The sequence below is a fragment of the Streptomyces sp. NBC_00335 genome (assembly GCF_036127095.1).
Lineage (GTDB): Bacteria > Actinomycetota > Actinomycetes > Streptomycetales > Streptomycetaceae > Streptomyces.
Genome location: NZ_CP108006.1, coordinates 8,669,954 through 8,695,030, shown reverse-complemented (window position 1 = coordinate 8,695,030; position 25,077 = coordinate 8,669,954). Strand labels below are relative to the sequence as shown.

Annotated in this window: 24 protein-coding genes, 1 tRNA gene and 3 pseudogenes; 13 read left to right on the top strand and 15 right to left on the bottom strand. The window is 69.2% G+C overall.

The features are described from left to right. Positions 1 to 309 precede the first annotated feature (309 nt). The gene (locus tag OHA37_RS39435; protein ID WP_266914136.1) at positions 310 to 576 is read right to left on the bottom strand and encodes a hypothetical protein; all 267 of its coding nucleotides are present in this window, start codon (positions 574 to 576) and stop codon (positions 310 to 312) included. A gap of 674 nt (positions 577 to 1,250) precedes the next feature. On the opposite strand from OHA37_RS39435, the gene OHA37_RS39430 reads away from it, so the two are divergent. Next, the gene (locus OHA37_RS39430; protein ID WP_266914134.1) at positions 1,251 to 1,640 is read left to right on the top strand and encodes a hypothetical protein; all 390 of its coding nucleotides are present in this window, start codon (positions 1,251 to 1,253) and stop codon (positions 1,638 to 1,640) included. Between the two features lie 341 nt (positions 1,641 to 1,981). On the opposite strand, the gene OHA37_RS39425 is transcribed toward OHA37_RS39430, so the two are convergent. From OHA37_RS39425 to OHA37_RS39410, 4 genes are all read right to left on the bottom strand, one after another. After that, positions 1,982 to 3,157: an NAD-binding protein gene (locus OHA37_RS39425; RefSeq protein WP_266914132.1), complete on the bottom strand. Its 1,176-nt coding sequence runs from the start codon at positions 3,155 to 3,157 to the stop codon at positions 1,982 to 1,984. Beyond that, on the bottom strand, positions 3,154 to 3,357 hold the full coding sequence (locus OHA37_RS39420; RefSeq protein WP_266914130.1) for a hypothetical protein: 204 nt from the start codon (positions 3,355 to 3,357) through the stop codon (positions 3,154 to 3,156). Before OHA37_RS39420 ends, OHA37_RS39425 begins: the two co-directional genes overlap by 4 nt. A 385-nt stretch (positions 3,358 to 3,742) precedes the next feature. Further along, positions 3,743 to 4,408: a response regulator transcription factor gene (locus OHA37_RS39415; RefSeq protein ID WP_266914128.1), complete on the bottom strand. Its 666-nt coding sequence runs from the start codon at positions 4,406 to 4,408 to the stop codon at positions 3,743 to 3,745. Next, positions 4,405 to 5,358, bottom strand: coding sequence for a sensor histidine kinase (locus OHA37_RS39410; RefSeq protein ID WP_266914126.1), 954 nt, complete (start codon positions 5,356 to 5,358; stop codon positions 4,405 to 4,407). Before OHA37_RS39410 ends, OHA37_RS39415 begins: the two co-directional genes overlap by 4 nt. 281 nt (positions 5,359 to 5,639) lie before the next feature. On the opposite strand from OHA37_RS39410, the gene OHA37_RS39405 reads away from it, so the two are divergent. The 4 genes from OHA37_RS39405 (at position 5,640) to OHA37_RS39390 (ending at position 7,955) form a co-directional block, all read left to right on the top strand. Next, positions 5,640 to 6,110, top strand: a complete 471-nt coding sequence (locus OHA37_RS39405) for a cation:proton antiporter regulatory subunit (protein WP_266914124.1) — start codon at positions 5,640 to 5,642, stop codon at positions 6,108 to 6,110. 5 nt (positions 6,111 to 6,115) lie between these two features. Next, the gene (locus OHA37_RS39400; protein ID WP_266914122.1) at positions 6,116 to 7,357 is read left to right on the top strand and encodes a cation:proton antiporter; all 1,242 of its coding nucleotides are present in this window, start codon (positions 6,116 to 6,118) and stop codon (positions 7,355 to 7,357) included. Beyond that, positions 7,354 to 7,611 carry a hypothetical protein gene (locus tag OHA37_RS39395; RefSeq protein ID WP_266914120.1) on the top strand — a complete coding sequence of 86 codons (258 nt, stop codon included), beginning with the start codon at positions 7,354 to 7,356 and terminating at the stop codon, positions 7,609 to 7,611. The genes OHA37_RS39400 and OHA37_RS39395 overlap by 4 nt, the downstream gene beginning before the upstream one ends. A gap of 137 nt (positions 7,612 to 7,748) precedes the next feature. Continuing rightward, a complete protein-coding gene (locus tag OHA37_RS39390; RefSeq protein WP_266914118.1) occupies positions 7,749 to 7,955 on the top strand; it encodes a hypothetical protein in 207 nt (68 codons plus the stop codon). Between the two features lies 1 nt (position 7,956). Here OHA37_RS39390 and OHA37_RS39385 read toward each other — a convergent pair. From OHA37_RS39385 to OHA37_RS39375, 3 genes and pseudogenes are all read right to left on the bottom strand, one after another. Beyond that, positions 7,957 to 8,548 (bottom strand): annotated as a pseudogene (locus OHA37_RS39385) (TrkA C-terminal domain-containing protein); the annotation flags it as partial. A gap of 229 nt (positions 8,549 to 8,777) precedes the next feature. Beyond that, positions 8,778 to 9,476 (bottom strand): prealbumin-like fold domain-containing protein, encoded by a 699-nt coding sequence (locus OHA37_RS39380; RefSeq protein WP_266914116.1) that lies wholly within the window; start codon positions 9,474 to 9,476, stop codon positions 8,778 to 8,780. Positions 9,477 to 9,725: 249 nt separating this feature from the next. Beyond that, complete coding sequence (locus OHA37_RS39375) at positions 9,726 to 10,169, bottom strand: hypothetical protein (protein WP_266914114.1); 444 nt, start codon at positions 10,167 to 10,169, stop codon at positions 9,726 to 9,728. A gap of 429 nt (positions 10,170 to 10,598) precedes the next feature. On the opposite strand from OHA37_RS39375, the gene OHA37_RS39370 reads away from it, so the two are divergent. Further along, positions 10,599 to 11,549 (top strand): hypothetical protein, encoded by a 951-nt coding sequence (locus OHA37_RS39370; protein WP_266914112.1) that lies wholly within the window; start codon positions 10,599 to 10,601, stop codon positions 11,547 to 11,549. 163 nt (positions 11,550 to 11,712) lie between these two features. On the opposite strand, the gene OHA37_RS39365 is transcribed toward OHA37_RS39370, so the two are convergent. Then, positions 11,713 to 12,171, bottom strand: coding sequence for a hypothetical protein (locus OHA37_RS39365; RefSeq protein ID WP_266914110.1), 459 nt, complete (start codon positions 12,169 to 12,171; stop codon positions 11,713 to 11,715). Positions 12,172 to 12,712: 541 nt separating this feature from the next. On the opposite strand from OHA37_RS39365, the gene OHA37_RS39360 reads away from it, so the two are divergent. Continuing rightward, positions 12,713 to 13,528: a HEAT repeat domain-containing protein gene (locus tag OHA37_RS39360; protein WP_266914108.1), complete on the top strand. Its 816-nt coding sequence runs from the start codon at positions 12,713 to 12,715 to the stop codon at positions 13,526 to 13,528. Positions 13,529 to 13,669: 141 nt separating this feature from the next. Next, entirely contained in the window at positions 13,670 to 13,978 is a 309-nt protein-coding gene (locus OHA37_RS39355) for a DUF7677 family protein (protein WP_266914106.1), read from the top strand. Positions 13,979 to 14,052: 74 nt separating this feature from the next. Here OHA37_RS39355 and OHA37_RS39350 read toward each other — a convergent pair. After that, positions 14,053 to 14,391 (bottom strand): annotated as a pseudogene (locus OHA37_RS39350) (transposase family protein); the annotation flags it as partial. Positions 14,392 to 14,560: 169 nt separating this feature from the next. Here OHA37_RS39350 and OHA37_RS39345 point away from each other — a divergent pair. Continuing rightward, the gene (locus tag OHA37_RS39345; protein WP_266914104.1) at positions 14,561 to 15,526 is read left to right on the top strand and encodes a hypothetical protein; all 966 of its coding nucleotides are present in this window, start codon (positions 14,561 to 14,563) and stop codon (positions 15,524 to 15,526) included. Here OHA37_RS39345 and OHA37_RS39340 read toward each other — a convergent pair. Both OHA37_RS39340 and OHA37_RS39335 read right to left on the bottom strand, forming a co-directional pair. Further along, positions 15,523 to 16,164 (bottom strand): hypothetical protein, encoded by a 642-nt coding sequence (locus tag OHA37_RS39340; RefSeq protein ID WP_266914102.1) that lies wholly within the window; start codon positions 16,162 to 16,164, stop codon positions 15,523 to 15,525. The two genes, OHA37_RS39345 and OHA37_RS39340, sit on opposite strands and share 4 nt — an antisense overlap. Beyond that, the gene (locus OHA37_RS39335; protein ID WP_266914099.1) at positions 16,068 to 16,580 is read right to left on the bottom strand and encodes a hypothetical protein; all 513 of its coding nucleotides are present in this window, start codon (positions 16,578 to 16,580) and stop codon (positions 16,068 to 16,070) included. The genes OHA37_RS39340 and OHA37_RS39335 overlap by 97 nt, the downstream gene beginning before the upstream one ends. A 372-nt stretch (positions 16,581 to 16,952) precedes the next feature. On the opposite strand from OHA37_RS39335, the gene OHA37_RS39330 reads away from it, so the two are divergent. Continuing rightward, a complete protein-coding gene (locus tag OHA37_RS39330) occupies positions 16,953 to 19,238 on the top strand; it encodes a PA14 domain-containing protein (RefSeq protein WP_266914097.1) in 2,286 nt (761 codons plus the stop codon). 306 nt (positions 19,239 to 19,544) lie between these two features. After that, a tRNA-Met gene (locus OHA37_RS39325) sits at positions 19,545 to 19,621 on the top strand. Between the two features lie 98 nt (positions 19,622 to 19,719). Here OHA37_RS39325 and OHA37_RS39320 read toward each other — a convergent pair. The 3 genes from OHA37_RS39320 to OHA37_RS39310 all read right to left on the bottom strand — a co-directional run bounded on the left by OHA37_RS39320 (position 19,720) and on the right by OHA37_RS39310 (position 23,584). After that, on the bottom strand, positions 19,720 to 20,670 hold the full coding sequence (locus tag OHA37_RS39320) for a hypothetical protein (protein ID WP_266914095.1): 951 nt from the start codon (positions 20,668 to 20,670) through the stop codon (positions 19,720 to 19,722). Between the two features lie 401 nt (positions 20,671 to 21,071). Beyond that, a complete protein-coding gene (locus OHA37_RS39315; protein WP_266914093.1) occupies positions 21,072 to 21,359 on the bottom strand; it encodes a hypothetical protein in 288 nt (95 codons plus the stop codon). A gap of 557 nt (positions 21,360 to 21,916) precedes the next feature. Next, positions 21,917 to 23,584 (bottom strand): helix-turn-helix domain-containing protein, encoded by a 1,668-nt coding sequence (locus OHA37_RS39310; RefSeq protein ID WP_266914091.1) that lies wholly within the window; start codon positions 23,582 to 23,584, stop codon positions 21,917 to 21,919. A gap of 292 nt (positions 23,585 to 23,876) precedes the next feature. Between OHA37_RS39310 and OHA37_RS39305 the strand changes: the two genes are divergently transcribed. After that, positions 23,877 to 24,212 carry a hypothetical protein gene (locus tag OHA37_RS39305; RefSeq protein ID WP_266914089.1) on the top strand — a complete coding sequence of 112 codons (336 nt, stop codon included), beginning with the start codon at positions 23,877 to 23,879 and terminating at the stop codon, positions 24,210 to 24,212. A gap of 317 nt (positions 24,213 to 24,529) precedes the next feature. Further along, positions 24,530 to 24,664, top strand: a pseudogene (locus OHA37_RS39300) (IS110 family transposase); the annotation flags it as partial. Positions 24,665 to 25,077: the final 413 nt, after the last annotated feature.

Below are 25,077 nucleotides of genomic sequence, written 5' to 3'. Positions count from 1 at the left end.
AGCGGGCGCGCCGGCGCGGACCAGGGCGACCAGGTCAGGACCAAACGGCCTCGCTATGCTCAGCCCGGGGCGCCTTCGGCGCCAGCTCTCCGCCCGCCGCACTCCACCAGGACGAGGCCCGTCGCACAGGCCGAGACTCCTGCGCTCCGTACGGGAAGTGACCCCGTTTCACGGGATCCTGGCCCACGCCCCGTTAGGGGTTACCGAGGAGGCCTGAGCCAGCCAGTCCAGCCCCCGATGACGCTGGTTCGGGTTCTGCTCCAACTGGCGCCGTCCATACCCGTCACGGAAATTGCGCCCCACCCGGTCTCATGGAACTTCACCCCGCTCCGGGCAACACCACCCAACGACTTCCACGGACCCCCACGTCATTCGAGTCCACACCGCAGAGTCGAGACCGATCAGAAACTCCTCCTCTTCCCCGTTGACCACCGTGTGCTCGGTCACCCCGTACTCACATATATAGAGAGCACCGCCGCCTCCCTTGCACTGCGAGGCTTCAGCCGGAACAACAGACACCGAAAGACCCGCCACAACAGCAGCCACGACGACCGCGGCCTTCATTGCCTTCTTCACGCTCGACACCTCCCCCTTCACCCAAACGCCGGCAGCCGGTCAGTCCGCCCCCGTACGCCCGACAAACCCTAGCCTCAAGATCAACTCGAACCCTCCCCACTCGACTCGTCAAGGAAGCTCGTAGGGCTACTTCAAAATGGGTAGTGGATAGAATCTGAGAAACAGGGCCTCCACCAACCACCCACACCCACACCCACACCCACACCCACACCCACACACGCGATGTCGCGAACCATCGAAGCTGCGCAGGGCTCACCTACCCTGACCTGAACCACCATCAAAGTTCCCCGTGACCTACGGGTTTCCGCTGGACACCTCAGTGACGCCGACCACTGACAACGCGCGACGCAGCCCGCCCCAGATTGTCGGCACCGCCAACAATCCCCGCCGCATCACGCCCAGCCCCAGGCGCGATGGTGTCCACCTCACGCCCCGCTCACCCCACCCGCGAGACTCAGTACATGACCGAACGCCGCCCCCTGAGCACCGGACCGCGCCCTGCAACCGCCCCTGCAGCCTGAGACTGCACGACGGGCCCGCCTCGCCACCGAGCCGACCGAGGACCCCGGCCTGGTACCCGAGGAACCCGCAGTGATGTGGGCCGGGCACGACGGTGGCTGCCGGCCCACCGGATTCCCGGGCGGTCAGGCCGTCATGCTAACTAGGATCGACCCATGACCAGTCGACGTCAGCTGATACTTCGCCTGTCGCTGCCCCTGCCCGTGCTGTTGGCGTCCGCGCTCTCCCTGGCGGCCTGCAGCTCGACGCCCTCCAAGGCCATGGTGGCCGCGCGCGAGTCTGCCAAGTCCGCCTGTGCCTCCCTGCAGCAGCTGACCGACCAACTGGCCCGCCCCCGGCCGTCCAATCTGACCGACCCCTACTACCAGACCGCCCAGCAGTACCTGAACACGGCAACCAACCGCGCCGCCGACGCCGCTCAACAGGACCACGGTTACAAGGAGTTCGCCGACACCCTGCACCGGGCGGCCGAGACCTGGCAGGTCACCTTCACGCTGGACGAGGCCGAGCCGCTGATCCAGCAGGCGCGGAGGGAGAAGTGCTGACGCTCTCCTGGCTCGATCCGCCACCACCCCTGCCCTGTCTGCCCGTCTCCCGTACCCGACGCGCGCTGTACGACGGCATCGAAGCACTCCCCCACCCAGACGGGCCCTCACCACTGGAGAGCGACGGCGCCGGCGAACTCGCCAACCGTCTGCACACCGTGGCCCATCCCCTGAACGCGGCAGCCCTGACCATCAGCCTCCTGACCACAACCGGCCCCGATCGCCTCGCCATGCTCCGCGGCACCGACGCCCACCCCCACGGCACCCACGTCAAACTTCACGACCCCCACACCCACCGACATGCCGCGTCCACGCTCTGCCCACCGGGGCCCACACCCTCATCACCGCAGCACACCACCACCACCTCGACACCGGCCGCCCACCAACCAGCGCCCTCCGCGGGTACCGATCTTGCCGAGGCCCAGCAGGACGATGTGGTCGGCCGTGCCGCGCGGGGGCCGGCGCAAGGTGGAGGCCGAGCGGAAGGATCCGGATGCCTCCAATACGGCGGCGACCAGAACGGGGAGGAGAAGCAGACCGACGAGGCCGGTGAACAGCTGAAGGAGCTGGCGTTCGACGGTGTCCTCGACTGCGGGGTCGTTGATGAAGAAGAGGTCCAGCAGGGTGATGTAGGCGGAGTGGGCCATGGGGTCGCCGGTGGTGATCCAGGACGTGATCGTGATGGCGATGACAGCGGCGGTGAAGCCGGCCAGTGACCAGCGGACCCGGCGCGAGAACAGCTCCATCACCGGGAGACGGGCGGTACTGAGCCTGCCGGGTGACGGGGAGGGGGCGGCGTTCAAGACGGCTTCGAGGACGACGTCGCCGCGCTGCGCTGACTGCGCTATCTCCATTGCAGCGGGCAGGAGTCGGGGACCGGCCGGCCCACTGGCGTCCGTTCCCTCGGTGCCGGCGGGATCGTCGGTGGTGGAGGAGAGCAGGGCCAGCGTGCACAGGGCTGGCGTGGAGGCCTCGCGCCGTTGTTGTGGGGTGCGTTCGATCGCGCGGAAGAGCAGGCCGTCGGCCTGGAGGACCTTGCTCGTGCCGGCGACGACGGTTGCCGCGAGGGCGGGGGCGGCGGTGTCGGCGTGGGCGTCGGAGAGGACCGTGATCGCCGATTCGCCGACCGGGCTGCCGGCCACCACTGCGGCCTGGTCGAGGAGTTCGGCGAGGTAGCGGCCGAGCTTGCGGTTGTAGAGGCGGATGACCAGGCGGACCCGCGGGTTGATGCGGTGGGCCGTCAGCGCGGCACGGATGTTGGCTTCGTCGTCATCGTAGAGGAGCCCGAGCGCCGTGACCTGTGCGATGCCCGCCTCCCGCAGCACCGCCGCGTCTGCCGTGTCGGCTTCGACGACGCGGGTGGTGGCAGGGGGCTGGGGGCCGATGGTGTCGGCGTCGGGCACCACTAGCGTGACGGGCTGGCGGTAGATGTCGTGGAGCTCGCCCGCCAGCCGTACTCCGAGCGCGTCGTCACCACAGACGATCACCGGCGAGGGTATCGAGCCGTTCTGCGTCACCCTGTTCTCCTGGCCCTGTGCAGCAGGCTCTGCCTGATCCCGTTGCCCGCTTCGCCCACCGCGATCAGGAGCACCGCGGACGCACCGCACCCCACCAGCGTCACCGGCTGGCTCAGAGCCACGCTGAGCAGCATCAATATCAGCGCGAGGACCGCCCACCATACGAGGAGCGATCCCGCCTGCAGCTGCCAGTTGCGCATTCCGATCACTGGGCACCAGCTCTCGGGGTGCCCGTTGTCGGCAGGGGCGGCCAGGATTGCTCGTGCGCCGGGGGGTTCCACGGTTTGGGAGCGGGCCGGGCTGCGAATGGCCCGGCCCGGTTGGTCATGAGGGGCAACATCGTTCCGGCGAAGAGCAGGGTGATGATGATCAGAGTAAGTCCGACGGGGTTGCGCGGCTTGTAGCAGTAGCGGTTGGTTCCCCACTTGCTTCGTTTGAAGACCGGCTCGTCGTCGTGATGCACAGATTTTCCCCCGGGTTGAAATGTCCTTGGGCGTCGCCGCACACGGGCGCGGGTGGAAGGAGGGCTTGCAGAATTCGGTGTGTCCCCGGTGCGCGCCGGGGCGACTGCGGCTACGGCTACGGCTACGGCTCGATCAGGCCGACGCGGATGGCGTAGCGGGTGAGCTCGACGCGGTCACGCAGGCCCAGTTTCTGAAGCAGGTTGGCGCGATGGCGTTCGACGGTCTTGGGGCTGATGACGAGGAGGTCGCCGATCTCCTTAGAGCTGTGGCCCTCGGCGACGAGTTTGAGGATTTCCTCCTCGCGCTCCGTAATCGCCCGCGCCGGCAGCGGGCCGCCGGCGCGGGCGCGGTCGAGGTAGGTGCGGATGAGGGTGCTCTCCGCACCTGGGTAGATGAAGGGTTCGTCGCGCAGCGCGGCGCGGCAGGCTTCGACGAGGTCGCGGTCGGCGACGGATTTGAGGACGTACCCGGACGCTCCGGCGCGCAGGGCTTCGAAGAAGTACTGCTCGTTGTCGTACATGGTCAGCATCAGGATCCGCAGCCCCGGTTGGAGGCGGGCGAGTTCGCGGGCGGCCTGGAGGCCGGTCTGGCGGGGCATGGCGATGTCGAGGACGGCGAGGTCGAGGTCGAGGCTGCGGGCCTGGGCGACGGCTTCGGCGCCGTCGGCGGCCTCGGCTACCACGGTCAGATCGGGTTCGGCATCCAGGATGAGACGCACGCCGCGGCGGACGAGGGTGTGATCGTCGGCGAGAAGGATGCGGGCGGGCCTCGTCTGCGGCTGGGTCATCGGGTGGCCTTCTCGGTACGAGTGATGTTGAGTCGGACCTGGGTGCCGCCGTGCGGGCCGCCGCCGACGAGGAGTTCGGCGCCGATGAGCAGGGAGCGTTCACGCATCCCCTGGATGCCGGCGCCCTCGGGCGCCTCCCCGAGGCCGTGCCCGTTGTCGCGGACCAGCAGTCCGATGCCGCCTTGGGGCAGGGGCCGCAGGTGGACCTCGACGCGGGTGGCACCGGAGTGGCGGGCCGCGTTGGTCAGGCCTTCTTGGGCGACGCGGTAGAGGACGAGTTCGGTGGCCGGGTCCAGGTGGGGCAGGCCGGGGGTGATGTGGGCGGTGACGCCCAGGCGCGGAGTGGTGAACTCGGCGGCCAGGGAGCGTAGCGCGCTGTGCAGGCCGAGTTCCTCCAGCACACCGGGCCGTAGCCGGCGGGCGATGCGGCGGATCTCGTCCAGGCTGGCGCGGGTGGTCTCCTGGGCCTGGTGCAGATCGGTGCGCACCGGCTCGGGGGCACGGTCGGCAGCGTACTTGAGCTGGAGGAGGACGGCGGTGAGGGTCTGGCCGATCTCGTCGTGGAGCTCCTGGGCGATGCGCTTGCGTTCGGCTTCCAACGCGGTGAGCACCCGGCCGCTGCTGGTGGCCCGCTCGGCTTCAAGGCGATCGAGCATGGCGTTGAAGGTCCGGGTGAGCGAGGCAACCTCACCGCCGCCGGTAACCGTTGGGCGGGTGGCGGGTTTGAGGAGGTCGGCGGCGGCCATGGCCCGGTTCAGTCGGGCGAGCGGGGCCAGCCCGACCTTGAGTAGGACCGCGTTGATGACCAGCATCGCGGCCAGTCCGCCGAGCAGCACGAGCGCCTCGCCGAACAGCACCGGCGTGGAAACGGTGACCGGGCCCAGCAGCAAGGCCACCGCGACAGACACAACGCCTGCGTTCAGGAGGAAGATCCGCCAGTACAACGACACGGCCACACGCCTTTCCAGCCGGTCCCCCAGCATCCGTCATGGCCACCCGGCCGCCCCGTCTCCCAGGTACTACGACCTGCAGCGGAACCCACTTCCCCGCCCCATCCTCACGCCGATGGAAGGCTGGTGTCCATCCGTGCCGGCACCCATATTTCGGACACGTGAAAAGTGGCACGATGGGCCGGCCGAGCGGTCCTCTCCTGCCCGAGAACGAGTGTCCGCCGTAGCGGCATCACGTACTGAAACGAACAAGAGGGGGGACAGCTGTGCCTGCTCCACGGATGAGCACCACACCACTGCCCGGCATCGGGGTCCAGTACGACCTCACCACCCGCGAGCACCGCCACCTGTCGGTCGTCGCGCACCGCGACGGGACGCGGACCGTGAACCTCTACCGAGCGGATGACCCCGACGCCTGCGCCCAGTCGCTGCACCTGACGGGCGCGGAGACGGCCTCGCTGATCGACGCGCTGATGCCCGCCCACCACAGCCCGAACGTGCTGCACACCACCGATCTCGGCCTGGTGGCCGAGCGGATCGAGCTGTCGGCGCACTCGTACTGGAACGGGCGGGTACTGGGCGAGACCCGGATGCGGACCGATACCGGCGTCTCGATCGTGGCCGTGCTGCGCCGCGCGGAGGCCCGCCCCTCACCCGCGCCGGACTTCCGGCTGGCGGGCGGGGACACCCTCATCGTGATCGGCACCCGCGAGGGCGTCGACGCGGCCGCCACGATACTCGGACGGGAGTGACGGCCGTGCATTCCGCTGTGTTCCTCATCGAGTTCGGCGCGATCATCCTCGGCCTGGGCCTGCTCGGCCGGGTCGCCGGGCGCCTGAAGTTCTCCCCCATCCCCCTCTACCTCCTGGCCGGTCTCGCCTTCGGCACCGGCGGACTGCTGCCCATGGGCGCGAGTGAGGAGTTCGTCGCAATCGGCGCCGAGATCGGCGTGATCCTCCTCCTACTCATGCTCGGCCTGGAGTACACCGCCTCGGACCTGGTCTCCAACCTCAAGACCCAGTACCCAGCCGGGCTGGTCGACTTCGCGCTGAACGCCGTGCCCGGCGCGGTCGCCGCGCTGTTCATGGGCTGGGGCCCGGTGGCAGCCGTCGTCCTGGCCGGCGTCACGTGGATCTCCTCCTCCGGGGTGATCGCCAAGGTCATGGGGGACCTGGGCCGGGTCGGCAATCGCGAGACCCCGGTCATCCTGTCCATCCTGGTCCTCGAAGACCTCGCGATGGCGGTCTACCTGCCGATCATCACCGCCCTCCTCGCGGGCGTGAGTCTCGCCGCGGGCAGCGCGACCCTGGCCATCGCCCTCGGCGTCGCCGGTGCGGTCCTGTTCATCGCGGTCCGCTACGGACGCCACATCTCCCGCTTCGTCTCCAGCGACGACCCCGAGAAGCTCCTGCTCGTGGTCCTGGGCCTGACCTTGCTCGTCGCGGGCATCGCCCAGCAGCTCCAGGTCTCCGCCGCGGTCGGCGCGTTCCTCGTCGGCATCGCCCTCTCCGGTGAGGTCGCGGAGGGCACCCACACCCTGCTCAGCCCGCTACGCGACCTGTTCGCGGCCGTGTTCTTCGTCTTCTTCGGCCTGCACACCGACCCCGCGAGCATCCCGCCAGTGTTGCTGCCCGCCCTCGCGCTCGCCCTGGTCACGGCGGCTACGAAGATCGCCACCGGGTACTGGGCGGCGAAGCGCGCCGGGATCGGGGTGAAGGGGCGCTGGCGGGCCGGCGGCACGCTGGTGGCGCGCGGCGAGTTCTCCATCGTCATCGCGGGTCTTGCTGTGTCGGCGGGGATCGAGCCCGCGATGGGCCCGCTGGCCACCGCATACGTGCTGATTCTTGTCGTGATCGGTCCGCTGACCGCCCGCTACGCCGAACCCGTGGCCACCTGGGTCAGCCGCCGCCATACCCCGCCGGAGTCGGCCGCTCTGGCCGCGGTGCCCGCGCAGCCGGGCCTCAAGGACCAGGCCCAGGATCCGGCCGGCCGCACGTGAGTGAAGGCACCTGGGCGGTGGTCACCAGCAGGGAGACCGTGCTGCTGCTCGCCGCCCTGGCTGTCTACCTCGGCGGCGCGGTCGGCTTCGCCCGCCGTCTGCCCCGCCTCCTGGTACGTCACCCGGGCTGGCGTCGCGACACCGAACGCGACCCGGTCTCCAGCGCGGTCACCCTCACCCTGCTGATCGTCCTGTGGCCGGCGACCGCCGTGTACCTGGCCTGCAGGATCGCCGCTAGTCGCCGCGATCGGTGACCCGTCGGCGGGACGGTCTTCGCCATGGACGTGTTTTCCCGCACCCACACTCATGCTGATGTACGTAGGTACACGTGCTCACGGTTGTGCATGCGGCCACGGTCGTGCTGGCCCTCGGGTTCGGGACCGTAGGCGTCTTGACGGTAGTGACCGGCCGTGTCGTCTTCCCCTGGCTTCGCCGCAGCATGCGGCGACCAGTCGTCTGGGGCGTGGGAACGCTGCTGATGGCAGGGACGCTCGCAGGGGCGCCCGTATTGCCCTTCACGGTCTTCGTGCCGCTCCTGATGACCGGAGCCGTCCTGGTCGGATTGACGCAGGTCTCCCCGCCCCGGAACGGCTCGTAGGTCAGTCGCTACCGCCCCGGGCGGGTTCGGATCTGCCGCTTTCGCCGAGCCAGCGGGCGAGCTTGCCCCGGCGGCCGACCGCGCGCAGGCGCCGCTCGGTTGCCTGCCGGGTGGCCGGGGTGGTGACGAGGAGCAGTTCGTCGCCGGCTGCGAGAACCGTGTCTGGGGCCGGCACCAGGGTGAGCCTGCCGCGGACCAGGAACGTGATGACTGACGGTGGAGGCAGCCGCAGTTCGAAGACGGCCACGCCGTGGAGGCGTGAGCCGGGCGGGATCGTGACGGTCAGCAGATCGGCGACGAGGACGTCCAGAGGGGCGATCTCGACCTGGACTCCCGCACGGCCCCGGGCTGGGCGATGCGCAAGAGTCGGGCTGCGGCGGGCAGGGTGGGGCCCTGAACGAGGGTGAAGACGACGACGAGGACGAAGACGATGTGGAGGAGGTGCAGGGAGCCGTAGACGTTGGCGATGATCGGGAACGTGGCCAGGACGATCGGCACGCGCGGCGGAGGCCAGCCCAGGAGATGAAGGCCTCTTCCCGCCATTGGGTACAGAAGGGCAGCAGGCAGGCGGCGACCGAGACGGGGCGGGCGATGCCCGTGGTGGTCGCCTTCGAGGCCGACGTCCCACGCGTCGGGACCGTCCACGCCGCCCAGCGCGGCCGCGGCGACCCGCCCGCGGGCAGGAGCCTGTCCCCTGCCTCATCGCCGCCGAGCGACCCGAGATCGTCCAGGAGACGGTCTTGAGGTACTGGCGCGAGGACGTGGTACCTGGCCAACGCTTCGCTCCCTGGGTGCTGCCCCCGGGCCCGTGAAAGTGCCCGGCTATGCCGCCGAGGTGCGCTTCTCGTCCGGCGAGGCACCGAGGGCCGGTGGGCCGGTCCGGACGACATGACGGGCTTTGAGCGCATCAGCTTCCGGCGTGTTCTCGGCAACGACCGTCACGCCCTCCTCGACGTTCTCTTGCGACAGCGTCAGCGGGCCGAACACCGGATTGATCGGCAGTTCGTACCCGGGCGGAGCCTGAGTCTCCACCCAGTAGTACGTGCCGAGTTCCTCGGTACGGGAGCACACACCGTTGGCCCCGGTGGTGCAGGAGCCGCCGATGTCGGTGTCCGGGTCGGCGCCGGTGGTCTGGAGACCCGGGATGCCGTTGGTCTCCTCCCACATCTGGAAGACGGCGCCGGCCAGCGGGTTGCCCGTGTTCTCGTCCTCCTTGATCACGGTGACCGCACCGGTGACGGGCAGGCCGGGACCGTCGCAGCCGGGCGAACCGTCGGGGCAATGGTGCGGGGGGTGGCAAGGGCCGCTGCGGAAGGCCAGATCGCTGTGGGGGGTCAACCAGCCGCCGTGACCCGGTGGGCACACGGCGCCCGCGCCGCCGCCGCTGACCGGAGCCTTGTTCGGGAACAGCTCTGCCGCCGCAGCGTACGTAGGGGTCCCCGCCAGCAGCGCCGCCGTCACGGTCCCGAAGATCCAGGGGCGCCACGAAGCCCATGTCCGGCGCAGTTCACGAGATGCCATGGCACGACATGATCGAGCCGGGTACGTGGGGCGGGACGACGACACTCCCGTTCCACGGCATTCCGTCCGTACGACCACTCGTACGGGTCCGGGGTGAACGCGATCGAATGCAACGGCCGGTACCGGGGAGACCGGTCCCGGCCATCGCCGTACGCGCACCCGCCAAGCGCGGGGCGGCTTCAGTCGTCGCTTCCGACACCGCGATCGGGGCGGTGCGGCGCCCGGCTGCGGTTCAAGACCGGCGAACCCCTAGACCGTCTCCGGGGCCTTCTCCAGCCGGCCCGCCTCCCACTGCGCGGCGACCTCGGCATCGGCCAACACGGAGTGGAGGATCTGCTCGACCTCCCGCTGCACCGGCTCGCTCACCGCCACGGCCAAGACGCGCGCCGTGCGCGCGAGCTCGCCGATCACCACGTGCTGATCGTGCGACAGCTTCCGCAGCTGCCCGGCGTCCAGCGTCCTGTGCGCGGCACGCAGCGCTTCACCGAGCTGGACGAGACCTTGCGCCTCTTTCGGCCGCTGGCGGGCCAGCAGGCCTGCTGTCCACGCCGCGACCGTCGGCTTGCGCAGCGCTCCGATGGCCGCGGCGAGCGGTTTGTCCCCGGCCTTGCGGGCCTGGGCTACGTACGCGTCCCGGGCCGCGGTGAACTCCGCCGGCCTCAGCCCGTACAGCTCCAGCTCCAGCGTCTCCACATCCGAAGTGGATGGGTTCGCAGATTGTCGGGAGCCCGCAGTCGGGAACTTGCGGCCTTCGCGGGCATGTGAGCTGCCTTGCGGACGGGTTGGTCGGTCTCCGTGACTGGCGTGATCCCTGTGGGTGCGGTTGCTCATTGCTTTCACTGTCCTTGCTGGGGCCCGCGAGCACCGAGAAGGCACGCCCAAGGGCCTCTGTCCGCCAGGGCGAGAGGGTGCACAGGATTCGTGCAGGTCGCACCGTGGCGGTCAGTCATCTTGGTCGGACGAGTCAGTAGGGAAGAAGGGCGTTGAGCGTCGTCTGAAAACCCCTTGCTCCCCTTTCCGCCTGCTTGGTGGGATGCAGGGGATTCGACAGCGGAAGGGGACAGCTTGGCGGTGTTCGGGTGTGCGGGCTGCGGTGGGGTTCTGACGGCGGCGGTGTCGGAGGTGGCGTTGCCGATCCACCTCGCCGACACCCACTGGGAGAAGCTCCACCCGCCACTACTGGAGGCCGGGTCCTACACCGTCGACCCCGCACCGTACGGGCCGCCGTGGCGGCAGTGGGACGAGGTCGGGGCGGGCGAGGCCGCGGAACGGGGACGCTTCGCGCCGTTCGGCGCACTGTCCGACGGGCCGTCGGACACCGTTCTCCTTGCGCCCGGCGACATGCGTAACACCAGGCTGATCCTCGAACGGGCCGATGGCTACTGCATGGGGATCGACGGGAGGGACGGGCCCAACCTTGCCTGTCTGGGCTGCGATCTGCCGGTGGGAACGAGGATGGACGACTGCGGGTGCTGGCAGGTCGTCCGGCTCGTCCCGCAGGCAGTGGTGCGGCTGCCCGGCCCGCCGGAGCGACCGGTCATGGGTTGGGCAGAGCTGCTGACCACCGGCGCGCTGTGGCACCGGCTGAGCAAGTACCGGGACATCCCGGCGGGCGTGGCTCTCGCCCAGGTGGTGGTGGCCGCCGGGGGCGCGCCGGTCGAGGTGGCGCCCGGGCCGGTCGCGGAGCTCCTCGGCTGGGCACTTGGCGCGCTGCTGCCCGCTGGGGAAGGTGCGAAGCGGTTGGACCTGGCTGGGCCGGGGTTCGGCGAGCCGGCCGCCGACCTGGTGCTGGTGCCGGTCCATCCGCAGACCGGAAGCATGTGGCGGCCGCGCGCCGGGTCGGTGCCGGTACCAGTGGATGCCGCGCTCTGGGCCGAGCTCGCCTTCCCTCCGCACCGGACCCGGCTGCCGGTGGTCGGCGGGCTGCCGGCAGGCGTGGAGCGGGACGACCCGCTGCCGCCGTATCCGTGGTACCCGTTCCAGCCGTCCAGGGAGGCGTTCCGGTACACGCTCGCGCGGATGCCCGCCGTCAGGGAACCGTGGCTACGGGCAATCTACGACCGAGGATTCTGACCCGTCAGGGGCAGTGCGGGCCCAGACGCTCGCCGTAGCCGGTGTAGTCATGGACCGAGTCGCGGCTGGAACCGGGACGCCCCTGATTGTTGGTTGCCAACGATGACCCCCGGCATTCTCAAACGACGTGGCACGGACGGCAGCCGAGGTTCAGTAGGCCGGCTCAGCCGTCCTGCTCATCGGCAAAGCTGTCCGTGTCTCCCAAAGACAGTGCTGCGGTTGGTAGTGCTTCCTCGGTCAGCAGGCCCCAACCAAGGTGCGCGCTGAGGAACGCGGCGACCTCCTCCGCATCTGTGCAGTCCGCGGGCAGATCACCTGGCCGGGGCTGGTAGAGATCCAGCAGTTCATCCCGCAGCCGAGCATCCAGAACCGGTGCCTGGTAGCAGTCGATGGTCCCTCGGTAGAACAGCCAGTCGGAGATCCGTACGGCAGGGCATCGGCCGGACTGCGGCACGTCCGCCAGATGGCTGTCCTGCCAGGAGCCAACGTAGACGTAGTCCGCCTGTTTCAACGCTCCGTCGAGGGTTGGGGTGGGACGGTCCTTCAGGTTCCAGTAGGTACGAGCTTCGGATTCAGGTATCGGTTTCGGCACCGCGGCAAGCCAGAGGCGATATTCGAGCATCGAAGCAGCGTGACAGACCATCTCACCCGGACTGACCTTGCGAACAGCCACCGTGAACGCGAAAGACTGCGAATCTGCCAACTGGTATGCAACGGGACAAGCACGACGGGACCCTGTCGCCACCTCTGACGCACAGCCCGGCCAACTAAGAGGTTCTGACCGCGCTTTCGTGATGGCTCCGCCTGCCTCCGACTCCTGCGCCCCATTCCGCGCCGGGGCCATGCGCTGCTCAGGCGGTGCCACAGCGGCTGCCGGGCCTGGACGAGGGTCGCCCCCTGGCGTAGTCATCACGGAAGAGCGGTCAGAACCAACTGGAACGCTCAGTCACACGAACGGTGTGACTGATTCCCAATCGTTCTTGTCAAGGTCACGGTGTCCTGTGCGGACCTTGAGAGGGGCTGAGCGGCGGAGTGGGCCGGCAGCATCGAACTCCGTTGTCAGAGGTCTGTTGGACAATCCGTTCCGTCAGCCTGCACCGCAGCAGGGAGACCCGCAGCGGCAGCAGGCTCGGTGCAGGTCTGAAGGGCATGAGGAGGACGGGTTGGAAGACCAACGGGCAGCGGATGATCTCACCCCGTGCCTTGATGAACTGGTGGCCGGACTCTCGGATCCGAATTGCGATCTCGACGACCTTGCAGAGATCGAAGAGGAGCTCGTAGCCGCCCGGCGGCGGGATCTGATTCCGTACCTGGAACAACATCTCGCGGCAGCCGTGGAAGCGGGCAACTGGTACGCCCGTCATGTGCTCGCCCGGATTCTGGCGAAGACCGCCGGCCGCATGTCGCTTGCCGCCCTGCTGCGGGCCTACTCCCGCAATCTGGGTGACGACCAGGACTCCCTCTCAACGACGCTCTCTGTGCTCGCGCAAGAGGACCCCGCCGCCGCGCGCGAAACCCTCCTGCCATGCGCCGTTGGCAACGATGAAGACCTTCGCAGGGCGGCAATCTGGCTGCTTGGCTTCGTCCCCGAACCAGCCGATCTCGACCTGCTGGCCCACGCCGCAAAGGACTCAGACGAAGGAATCCGCAACGCGGCCGTGGGCACACTCGGCAGCCACGGGAAGGAGCCCGCGGCCATCGACCTGCTGGACGACCCTTCCTCACAGGTGCGAATCTCCGCCCTCAGCTCCTTCGGCTTCCTTCAGCAACCCAGAACCCTGCCGAAGATCCGCTTGCTCGCGAACGACCGCAGCCCCCGCGTTCGAGCCTGGGTCGCGATCGCCTTGGGCCGCTTTCCCACCATGGAGCCCGCAGACCCCGCGACCTCAGCCTTGCTCGACCAACTGGCAGCAGACGCCGACCCGTACGTTCGTGACCAGGCAGCCGAAGCCCGTCAGCGCAAGCCCCTCCGCAGTTAACGATCACTGCAACCGTGCTGGGGAATGACGAGCGGCCTAAAGGCTGTCCCGTGACCATCCGGGCTACTCCCTAGAGCTCAGCGACCTCGTGAGGCGGGAGACTAGGGATCAGCCCGGGAAGGCTGGGGCTAGATTCTTCGCATGTCTTCGCATCTCAGTCATGGCGCTTCGGGAGCACTGCGGCGCTTCGCCGGATGGCTTGCTCGAGGGTCGGTGGGCCATCCGATGCTGGAAGGAATCGATTACTGGGAAGAGCTGCGGGAGTCGCCCTCCCAGATGGAGATCTGCGTCGCGATCTTCGCCAACGTCCTCGAACTGGACGATCAGGGCGAACCGGTCAATGAGAAGTACGCGGAGCGCCGGGCTGCGGCCTGGCTCTACCGATACTGCACCGGGAAGCTGCCTCAAGGGGAGCCGGACATCGAGCCCTGGGAGTGCCAACTTCATTGACCGCTACCGTGCGATGCCATGCCATTCGAGTGAGGCAAGGCCCGCCCGTGACCCCGCTCCCCTGCATGGTGGGGCTATCCGGTGAGGGTGAGGTTGTACGGACGGCCGATGCCGTGCACCGCGTGATGCACGCCTTCGCTTCTCAGGCGGCAGTCGCGCAGGATCTTCCAGGTCTTCATCCGGGCGAAGGCATGCTCGACGCGGGCACGGACCAGCTTGTGGGACTTGTTGTGTGCCTGTTTCCAGTCGGGCAGATCCTCCCCCTTGCGGCGGCGGTGCGGCATCACGAGCCCGGTACCCGGGTAGCCGCCATCGGCGATGGTCATCGTGTTGCCGACGGCAACCTTCGCACCGGACTCCGCCCAGGCCCGGCAGTCGTTGCGATTGCCCGGCAGCGGCCGGCCGACCACCACCCTGTGGGACCGGCTGACCCCGAAGAGGTGAGGACGCAGGGGTGAGGGTGCAGCGGTGACCGCCCGGCCGTCTGTGTGCAAGACGGCCCGGCCGTGGCGTGGTGCGGGGAGGGGCCGGGCCGCCGGGGCTAGCCTCGGCGGCCGGACGACCTGGACAGGTAGGTGTGCCGTGCCCCGTTCCGCAGTTCCCGAATCCCCGCGTACGAACCGTACGGGCCGTAGCGGCCGCTGGGCCGGCTCCGTCCTGGTCCTGCTGGCGCTGTGCGCGATCGGGCTGGCCCCGGCTGGTACGGCAGCCGCCTCCGACCCGGAACCCGGGGGCGGGGGCGGGGGCGGGGGCAGCCCGCTGTACGTCTCCGACTACGGCAACAACCGGGTGCTGCGGGTGGCCCGCCGCGGCGGCCAGGACGTGGTCCCCGCCGTGGGCCTGGTCCGGCCCACGGGCATGGTGGTCGACGCCGCGGGCGACCTCTACGTGGCGGACACCGGGAACAACCGGGTCGTACGGATCCCCGCCGACGGCGGCCCCCAGGTTACCGTCGCGACGGACGGGCTCTCCCGCCCCCTCGGGCTGGCACTGGACGCCGAGGGCGACCTGTACATCGCCGACAGCTTCAACGACCGGGTCGTAGAGGTACCCGCGGACGGCAGCGGGCAGCGCACCGTACCCACCGTGGGACTCCTCCACCCCTGGGGCCTCGCCTTCGACTCCGCGGGCTCCCTCTACGTCACCGACTTCGTGAACGACCGCGTCGTCACCCTCCCCGCCGGAGGCGGCGCGCAGCGCACCCTTCCCTTCACGGGGCTCTCCCAGCCGGCGGGCATCGTCCTCGACCCGGCGGGCAACCTCTACGTCTCCGACACCGGCAACAGCCGTGTGGTGAGGCTGGCGGCCAGCGGCTCCGGCCAGAGCACGGTCCCCGCGTCCGGTCTCAACGACCCGCTGGGCCTGGCCCTCGACGGGAGGGGCCGCCTCTACATCGCGGATGCCTTCAACAACCGGGTGGTCCGCCTCGCCCCCGACGGCAGCGGCCAGACGCCCCTCCCCGTCACGGGCCTGAACACCCCGACGGGCCTGGCGATCCCGCCCACCCGCACCCTCCCGGCGGGTACCCATCGTGAGGGACGGTCCTAGGAGCTTTGCGCCTCGGCGCCGACCGCCGGGTGGACCAGTGCCGCACGCAGCTCGCGGGTCAGGGAGTCGGCCCGGTCCGCCAGGTCCGGGTCTGCGATCGTCACCCTGCCGAAGCTGCCCTTGTCGCCCCACAGACACGTGGTGTTGCGGTAGCCGTCAGCGGCGGTGATCTCCACGCACTCCAGCCTGCCTCCGGGCGGCCGCGCCTCCGGCTTCCAGGTCCTGACCGTCGCACCGACGCTCTCGGCGCCGGCTCGCGCGGCATCCGCGAACGAGGTCAGCATGCGCGGGGACATGTCGTGCCAGTCACCCGCCATTCCGTAGATGCCGATGCGCCCCTCATTGGCCGTCGGGTCGCCGTACACCTCTGTGAAGGCCTTGGAGTCCCCCGGGACTGCAACGGCGGCCTCCGCCAACGTCTGGTTGAGCGGCGAGTTCCACACGCGCTTCATGCCCTGGAACGAGTCAGGGCTGACGACCTGGTAGCACGGATACGCGGTGTACTTCGCGTACGACCACACCCCGGCCCCCACCAAGCTGCTCAGCGCCACCGCCGCCCCGGCCAGGCCGAATGCCAGCTCGCGGGACGAATGCGGCGGTACGGACGCCAGCTCGGGCAGCCGCGCTTCCTGCGGCACCGGATGTGCGGCAGCGGCCAGCTCGCCCCGGCGCCGGGCGCCGCGCAGCACCCTGCCGAGCCAGAAGGGCCGTGCTCCGTAGGCAGCGATCCCGGCCCACCACACCCACGGGCCACGCGCAGGGCCTCGGGCGAGTCGGGGGCCGGTTCGGCCACCCGCGCAGCGAGGGCGGGGCCCCGGGTCTTGCGGGCCGGGCGGTCCTGGAAGTCGCTGCGCAGGCAGAGTTCCGCGTACCCGGCGAGCAGCCCCAGGTGGTCGGGGAACACCTCAAGAGCGTCCCGGTAGACCTCTTCGGCGCGGTCGTCCTCGTCGTCGTCCTGAGCCGCGTGCGCGAGCGCGAGGAGCAGCGACAGCTCGGCGCCGGGGGCCCGTACGCCTTCAGTCCCGTTCGGGCCGCCTGCCGGACCGCGCCCCACCGCCGCGCGGTGAGTAGCGCCCGGCCCTCGGCGCGGGCACCTTCGGCGCCTCGGCCCGCCGCGGCGATTTGCGTCCGCGATTTCCTGTGCGGTGGACGTGGTCCCCGACGCCCGCCTCTACCCGCGGGCGCGCGGCCGATACGTCGCCGCGAACAGCCTCCCGGCGCGCAGCCGGGCCCTGCTGGAGCGTGCCTCCACCCTGGTGACGAGTGACGGCACGTCACCAACCGCGCAAGTAGCTTGGAAACAAAGGAAAATGGACGAATTACTTCCAGATATTTCTCTTTCCGAACGATCTCTCGAAATGGCACGATCAACTCGACACACGCCACCCCCTGCACCGCCTTCGATCGAAAGTGTGACCGTCAGCAGATGCGCATATCTCTACGCGTGGCACGCCGCACCGCCGGTGCCGCCACGCTCTCCTTGGCCACCGCCCTTACCGGGCTCGTCTTCCCCAGTACCGCTCAGGCCGCCGTGACCTGCGCGTCCGGCGTGTGGAAGGCCGAGTACTTCGCCAACATCACCCTCACGGGAATCCCGAAGGCCACCGCCTGCGATACCTCCATCGCCGAGAATTACGGCCTCGGCTCCCCCGCCGGCGTCGCGTTGCCGACGGACAACTTCGGAGTCCGCTGGAGCACCACGCGCAACTTCGGTTCCGGCGGCCCCTTCGACCTCAACGTCGCCGTCCAGGACGGTGCCCGCGTCTACCTCGACGGCGAGCGCAAGATCGACATGTGGCGCAATGTCACCTCGACTCAGAAGGGGACGCTCCGGCTGACCGTCCCGCGCGGAATCCACACCCTGCGCGTGGACTTCGCCGCCGTCACCGGCGCCGCCGATGTCTCCTTCGGCTATGCCCCGGTCATCGGCGCGGCCTACGACAAGGTCGCCCCCCTGGCCCCGGCCGGCCTGAAGGCCACCTACGCGGCGTCCACCCTGAAGTCGACGCTGAGCTGGTCGCGCAACTACGAGATGGACCTGGCCGGCTACCGCCTCTACCGCCGCACGGGCAGCGCCGGCACCTGGAGCCAGCTGAACACCACCACCCTCACCGGCACCACGTACACGGACACGCCCCCGGCCACGGGCGACACGTACGAGTACACGCTCCGCGCCCTCGACCGCTCCGGCAACCTGTCCCCGCTGTCGCCCCTTGCACGCGCCGTCAGCGCCGACAAGACGCCCCCCGGCGTCCCCGCCGGCCTCAAGGCCACGTACGACGCCGCCGGCGCCGGCGCCCGGCTCTCCTGGTCCGCGGTGAGCGGGGCGAGCGCCTACGAGGTGCAGCGGGCCCCCGCGTCCGCAGGCCCGTACGCCGCCGTCGGCACGCCCGCGACCGCCACCGAGACGATGGACCCGAGCGCCGCCCCGGCCACGACCTACTACTACCGCGTGCGCGCCCGCGACGCCGCGGCCAACACTTCCGCGTACTCCGCGCCCGTCCGGCTCGACGTGCCCGAGGCCAAGCCCCTGGCGCCGACCGGCATGGCCGCCAGCGGCACGCTCGACTACAACACCATCGGCTGGACGTACACCGCCGATGCCTCCCACCGGTTCCACGTCTACGCCGCCGACGCGGCCACCGGCCCGTGGACCCGCCTGACCGACAGCCCGGTCCCCAACGCCCTGTACAACGACGCCACGGCCATCGCCGGCCAGGTGCGTTACTACCACGTCCGGACGGTCACGCCGCTCGGCACGGAATCGGGCCCGTCGGCAACGGTCTCGGCCACCCGCGTCCGCGACACCACCCCGCCGCCCATGCCGCGCAACCTCAGCGCGTACAACGCGACGGACGGGGTGCACCTGTCCTGGAACCCCAACACCGGTGACGACACGAACCACTACGTCGTCATGCGCAAGCAGGCGCTCACCGAAGCCGGATGGGAGCAGATCGCCGCCGTGTGGGGCGACTCGTACGCGGACACCAGCACCCCGGAAGGCGTGCAGTACGGCTACACCGTCCTCGCCGTCGACGAGGTCGGCAACGTCTCCCGCATGCCCGAACCCGGCTACGGCACCGTCTACGGCAAGCGCCTGCCGGTCTACCCGATCCCGGACGCACCCGCCTCGCTGACCGCCACCACGGACAACGGCAAGGTCAAGCTGGAGTGGACCCCGAGCACGGCGACCGACCTGTCCGGGTACTACGTCTACCGCACGACCGGCACGGACCCCGCACAGGCCTCCGACATCTCCCCGCTCGTCACCGGGACGACCTTCACCGACCAGAACCCGCCCGCCGGGAGGACCTGGCGCTACGTGGTCCGCGCGGTCAGCACGCAGGGCAAGTGGTCCGACTACTCGCCGATGGCCGAGGCCGTCGTCCCCTGCCCGGTACTGACCGCACCTCCCACTCCCCGCATCACCGGGACCGCAGTCGACGAGGGCCCCGCCGTCCGGATCGTCTGGGAGACCGGCACATGCGACCAGGGCATGACCGTCTCGTACAACGTGTACCGGTCCATGTCCCACACGGGCGTCTACGCCCCTGAGAACCGCATCGCCTCGGGCATCAGGGAAGCCATCTACAGGGACCCCGGCCCCTTCACGCCGCTGCGCTATTACTACTACGTGGTCACCGCCGTGGCCGCCGACGGCACCGAATCGGCACCGCAGACCTACCCCATCAGCATCCCGATCCCGGGCTGAGGCCCCTGACACCCCTGATACCCCGTGAGGCCCCCGCCGCCCGAACAGCGCAGCTCCGAAACGGCGGGGGCCTCCCTGTCAGCCGTAACCGGCTGGCCCGCGACGGCAGTCGATTTGGAGTGAAGAACAATCCTCACGCCGAACGCCCCGACTCAGAAGTGGGCGACCGCTCTGATGACCCCTGCTGGTCCTGGCGAACCGCAAACTCGCCTGCTGACGGACCACTTGCCGGGAGCCATGGGCCCCGACCGGCACGAGCACTCGGTCGGAAGCGTGGGGTCAGTGCCGTAGGGTGGTGTTCACCGACGCGGGGTGGAGCAGCTCGGTAGCTCGCTGGGCTCATAACCCAGAGGTCGCAGGTTCAAATCCTGTCCCCGCTACCAACGCAACAGCCCCCTCGACCACCAAGTCGAGGGGGCTGTGCGCATTCAACGCCCGCGTGTGCCGTGGAGACGGCCGGGTGCATGCGAATCGGACGGTTCTACTCGCCGGGCCGTACCTTCACGATCTTGATGTTCGTGGCGCCCTCCGCCTCGAGATCTGCTGTGCGGTGTTCGGCGCTGAGCTGGTCGTAGTTCACCGCGGACGCCATGGCCTTTCCGTCGCTCGCGCGTACCCACTTCACCCGGTAGTTGATCATCGGTACGCCCCCTCGTCCGCTCCGCACTCGTTGGCCCAGATCAGCAGGCCGTTTCTGTGCATCCGGTACGGATATCCAGCCGCCCCAGATCGACCGGATCTCATCCAACAACTTCGGGTAGTGCTCTCCGTACGTGTTCAGCGCATGCCACACCGCATCCAGAGCTGCTTTGAGCGGGTCGGGTTCGGCAGCAGCGCGTACGGCGGGGAGAGCGTAATGCGGCTGTGAGATGGGCCCGCGGACCTGCGGTGTGCTGGCAGGGAACACGAGTTCGGTGTACACCATCGGTGCCTGGCTTCCCGGTAGCCGGTCAAGTCTGTAGCTCGTCTCCCCGTCGCTCTCTTCTGCGGTCTTGACCCACATCAACCCTGCCGGCGCCGGGGGAAAGTACCGCCCCCGCTGGGGCGGTACTGCCCCGAGAACATCCGGGCCCGGTTCGAGAGGGGTGGACTCCAGCGCCTCCCGCATCCTGGCCGCGTCGTCGAAAGGGGGCGGTAGCGGATGCCCCTGCGTCAACGCGGCGAGCGCCCCAGCGACCCACGGCACATCGGTCAGGCCCGCCACCTCGCAGGCCCGCTGAGCGGCGAGCACCGCCACGGCACGCTGGACGTCTGGATCCGCGGCGCCGAGGTCGTGGACCAGGTCGCTGTCGAAGTCGAGCAGCCCCAGGACGTTGCTCTCGCGGGCACGGCGCAGCGACTCACTCGGCAGTCTTCCGCCCCACCGCCACCTCTCGTAATGCAGCTGCGGATCCTCCGTGACCCCTACCCCATCTGAGACCAGCTTGTGCACAACGCCCCCCGTTCGAGACGGCCTCTGAAATCCTTATCGGATCTGCCGTCACGTCTCCCGCATCATGCCGCAGGCCACTGACACGCCCGGGACACGGGCCGGGGTGACGCTGCCGAGCGGTCGTTCATGTCCGGCCGCCGTGGCTCTCGCGTACGGTAACCGCCGCCCATCTACTGGCGCCGACTGGCTACGAGGCCATTCAGATCGGCTCGCCTTGACTAGTGCAGAGAAGTCATCAGCCGTGCGCGCGCTACGGCTCTCCGGGGGCAAGCCCCCTGTGCGTCCCCTGTCGTGCGGCGCGCGCCGAGTTGTTCCGCGTCTGAACGGTCCGGTTCCTGGCGGAGGCCGCAGTCGCGGCTCGACTCACCCGTCGAATCGCGGTCACTGGCCGGCTCAAGCCGCTATCCATGAACGCGCACGACGGTGACCACGGCATGTCTCGTGGTCCCCGCCAGGACTTCGACCACCAAGCCCTCGCTCGCCTTCTGATAGGGCTCGCCATCCGGGGTGTGGGCCACGGCGCCCCGGCCGGCGACCCACAAGAAGAGGGCCACTTGCACGGCAAGGGACGCGGTCAGCTGCTGGGAGCGGGCCACCTGATCGCCGGGCAACCGGACGACCAGGTGACGGGGGCGCGCTGCGGTACCGATGAAGCCGACGGCGTTGATGGGGATTCTTGAAAACTTCAAGAATCCCCATCAACGGTCCCCGGCAGGATGTGCCCCGGCTGGATGCCGAGGAGGAAGGACCGCAGCTCGGGGCTCTCACATGCCCTTGCTGACAGGTACGCCTCTCCTCCACGCGAACGTTCGATCTCCGCAGCCTTGATCTCCCGGCCCAGGCCGAAGAGTTGCGAAGGGCGGCGCTGCGAAGCAGGGAGACCTCGTGCGCGGGGAGCCGTCCGACCTCGGAGTGCTGCTGCTCCTGCGGATCCGCGAGGTTCACAAGGACATCCGATCCATCGAACCCGACGACCCTCACTCTCCTCACAGGACCTGGCTGGAGGCGGTTGATCAAAGACCGAAGGCGCGGATCGGGGGCCGGGCCAGACAAACAAAGGTCGAGCCGCCAAATGAACCTCAGGCGAGTGCCAGGGGAGGTTCTTGTCCCGTCTCACCGGACTTTGACTTGTCTCAGCGAAGCTTGACGAACCAGCGATCCGTCTCAGCGAAGCTTGGCCGGTGCGGGCCCAGCCACGCAGGCCCAAGGCGAGCTGCTCGGCTGCGTCGGCTGAACCGTGACGTGATCAGGGGTGGGACCCAGCTGCGCTCCGGTACTCGACGAGGATCGGACTTTCGGTGACGTGTAGCTCTGTACCTTGCTGGGTCTCCTGACGGCGGCCGTCCAGGTGCCGCACGCGGTAGGCGCCGGGCTGAGAGGTCATGACAGCTTCTCCCGAGTCGGCCCAGACGATTGCTGCGGGCTCGTCGTCACCGTGGCTGGTGGATAGCAGGAATCGGCATTGCCACACGTTCGCAGGCAGGTTGTCGGGAAGGCCGTGTCCGCAGGAGGTGATGCGGGCTCCGTGCAGCCACCGTTGCAGCTCCTCGACGAAGAGCGCGGAGCGGGTCGGTGCACCGCCGTCGGCCTGTAGCACGATGGGGATCTTGGTTCCGCCCCAGTTGTAGAAGTACATCCGCTCGTACCGGGTGTAGAGGCCTATCAGGTAGAAGCGCACCGCGTAGTTGTTTGCCTGTTCCTCGGACAGTGGGGCCGACGTAGCGATCCGGTGGGCGGCGCCGGTATTCCAAATCCGCAGATGGAACCCGGCTTGATGGAACGCGCGTTCGACTATTCCTGCGAGTTCCACGAGGGTCTCCGGCTTGTCTCCGAAGTCTCTTTGGTGCAGTTTGACGGCCGCGACGTCGCAGTGCTCGTAGCCGCCCGCTGCGGCGAATTGCGACAGGTAGGTCCGCGATTCCTGCTGCCACAGCTCTCCGATGCCAGGACAGACGACGGTGGCCTGCGGGTCGGCGCGCTTGATGATGCGACTGGCTCGTTTCGCCATGTCTGCCAGAGTCTGAGGGCTGCCGGTGAAGAACTTCGGTGAGGGGGCGAGGTTCCACAGTTCATAGGCTTCAATCCGACCTCGGTAACGCGTTGCGACCGCCTGGACGTATGTGTCCCAATCCGCCAGGTCGTCGGGCGGCGAGGCTCTCGACCCGTCGTCGTAGGCCGTCTTGGGGCCGTCCGGACTGGCCCAGGACGGGGTCCCACCGAAAGTGAACAACACCGGAAGGGCTGCCTGGTTGGCACCCCCGACCAGCCGGTCCAGGGCTGCCCAGTCGAACGCGGCACGCTGCGGCTCCAGCAGACTCCAGCGGGTCCCGCTGTCCCACAGACGCACCGCTCCGACGTGGAACGCCGGCATGGTGCCCGTCGAACTATTCATGGTCACGCCGAACAGCGTTGCAGGAACAGGTCGCGGCGCCTGCTGCCAGCTCGGCCCCGGAATCCACTGTTCCTCGGCCGCTCGGTCACCAGCAGGTCGCCCGCCGCTCGCGGTCAGCATCAGGGACGAGAGCAGCAGGAGGAACACTGCCCAAGTCAACTGCCGACTCATCGGCGTGGTGAGCGCTCGGCGAGCCAGGGGAGGAGGTGCGGAAGAGCCTGTAGGCGCCGCCTGTGTGCCGGCATCTGGCGCGGCCGCTGTCAGCGCACCGGCGGCACGCTGCTCGTCGGCCTGCTGCCAGAGCCGGTGCAGCTCGTTCAGCTCCTCCCTCGTAGCCCCGCAGGCTCTTCCGATGCGCTCGGCCATGCCGAAGCTGTCCGGCACCGTGTGCCCCCGGCAGTACCGGTGCAGAGTTGACGTGCTCACACCGCAACGCCCTGCGAGCGCGGCGTAACTGAGGCCGCTCCGCTTCTTCAGTACTTCCAGCAGATCGGACAGACCCTGTGTGGCAGGAAAGTCCATGGCGTTCCATCCCCCCGTATTCGCGCAGGTCAGCGCGCGATTTTCATCCCAACTGGCGAGCGGGACGCCGGGCTCTGGCCCTGCTGTAGCTCATCCGTCACGATCAGCATGTCCCACCTGATCCGGGCCGCGTCCATCAACGGTACGGCCCATCAAGGAAGCAGAGAACATGTCACTTCGATCACCGATCCGAACGATAACCCGCGTAGGTGTCGCGCTCGGTTTGGCGCTGACTGGCCTCGTCGCCGTGGCCCCTGCTTCACAAGCCGACGATGGGTGGTGCACCAGTCCGATGTGTTCCGAGACCTTCAACAAGTCGGGGGATTCGGTCTATGTCGCGCGCAGCTGGTGCGGCGACCAGGAATGGCTGGCCCAGAACGCCCCGCCGTGCGGTGACAGGAACGGCGACTACTGGCTGCAAAAAGGTCAGGGCACCAACCCGAACCAGGACTGGGACGCGTTCCGCGTCGACGTGGGCTGGTGTTACACCTTCCAGACCCAGTCCTATCTGTGGGGCTGGTACAACAAGGAGGTTGTCGACCGGCGCGGCAAGCCCACGGCCGAGTGGGTGCGGGTCCACGACGACGAGACCACCTTCGTGCTTTCCCAGGGCACAACGCACTGCTGACCCCGCATCACGTGGCCTGCCACAGGGTGCGGGCGATGTGTTCGGTGCCGCGCGGTGTGCGGGGGCCGGGAGGGGTGTGCCAGCCGGGGCACGGGCGCCGCTCGGCGCTGTCCTTCCAGCCGGCGCCGCGCAGGAAGGCACCGGACTTCCCGTCCTGGGTGTAGGCGATCGGCCGTCGATATCCGAGGGCCTTGTGGCCCGCCAGGCCTCCTCGCAGAGAAGGGAGTTGGCGTGGCGGTCCCCGTCGATGGCGGTGCGGGGAACTTCCAGGGTGGCGCCATCGTCGAGGTGACGGGCGACGAGCCGCCCGGCGATGGCGTCGGCGCGCAAGGCGCCGTCCCCACACCCAGGCCGTCCTCGCCCTCGCCCGCCGCCGGGTCAATGTCCTCTGGGCCCTCCCCCGCGACGGACGGTGCCACGAGCTCGTCCCACCGGCTGCCCTCGCGGTTTGACAGACAGCATGAGGAATCGGTGAGACAAGTCAAAGTCCGGTGAGACGGAACAGTTCTTCACCACAGGGTCGAAGGCCTGCCGTCGGGGTCCAGGCCGTGGGGCCACAGCGTGATGGCGGTGCCGGTCGTCGTTCCCCGGCCCCGTGCGCATCCAGGCGAACGGCTTCAGTACCGGCGGCTGGCCCGCGTCGGCCGCGAGGCGTGCGAAGCGTTCGGCCCCCGCCCGGTCTCCGGCGGAGTCCCGCATCTGCGCCAACTGCGCCAGGGCTCCGGTCTGCCCGGCATGGGCGGCCCGCTTCAGCAGAGCCTCGGCGCCATCGGTGTCACATCCCTTCTCCCACCGCCGGGCCACCTCGAAGCCGACCGGATCAGACTGCTCCTCCGGCTTCCTCTGGCCGCCCACCTCAGTGGCC

Bases quoted from the DNA above. Each gene is read 5' to 3' on its own strand.
- OHA37_RS39430 (WP_266914134.1), top strand. From the start codon at position 1,251: ATGACCAGTCGACGTCAGCTGATACTTCGCCTGTCGCTGCCCCTGCCC.
- OHA37_RS39420 (WP_266914130.1), bottom strand. From the start codon at position 3,357: ATGCGCAACTGGCAGCTGCAGGCGGGATCGCTCCTCGTATGGTGGGCG.
- OHA37_RS39415 (WP_266914128.1), bottom strand. From the start codon at position 4,408: ATGACCCAGCCGCAGACGAGGCCCGCCCGCATCCTTCTCGCCGACGAT.
- OHA37_RS39405 (WP_266914124.1), top strand. From the start codon at position 5,640: ATGAGCACCACACCACTGCCCGGCATCGGGGTCCAGTACGACCTCACC.
- OHA37_RS39380 (WP_266914116.1), bottom strand. From the start codon at position 9,476: ATGGCATCTCGTGAACTGCGCCGGACATGGGCTTCGTGGCGCCCCTGG.
- OHA37_RS39365 (WP_266914110.1), bottom strand. From the start codon at position 12,171: ATGCTCGAATATCGCCTCTGGCTTGCCGCGGTGCCGAAACCGATACCT.
- OHA37_RS39355 (WP_266914106.1), top strand. From the start codon at position 13,670: ATGTCTTCGCATCTCAGTCATGGCGCTTCGGGAGCACTGCGGCGCTTC.
- OHA37_RS39330 (WP_266914097.1), top strand. From the start codon at position 16,953: ATGCGCATATCTCTACGCGTGGCACGCCGCACCGCCGGTGCCGCCACG.
- OHA37_RS39310 (WP_266914091.1), bottom strand. From the start codon at position 23,584: ATGGACTTTCCTGCCACACAGGGTCTGTCCGATCTGCTGGAAGTACTG.
- OHA37_RS39305 (WP_266914089.1), top strand. From the start codon at position 23,877: ATGTGTTCCGAGACCTTCAACAAGTCGGGGGATTCGGTCTATGTCGCG.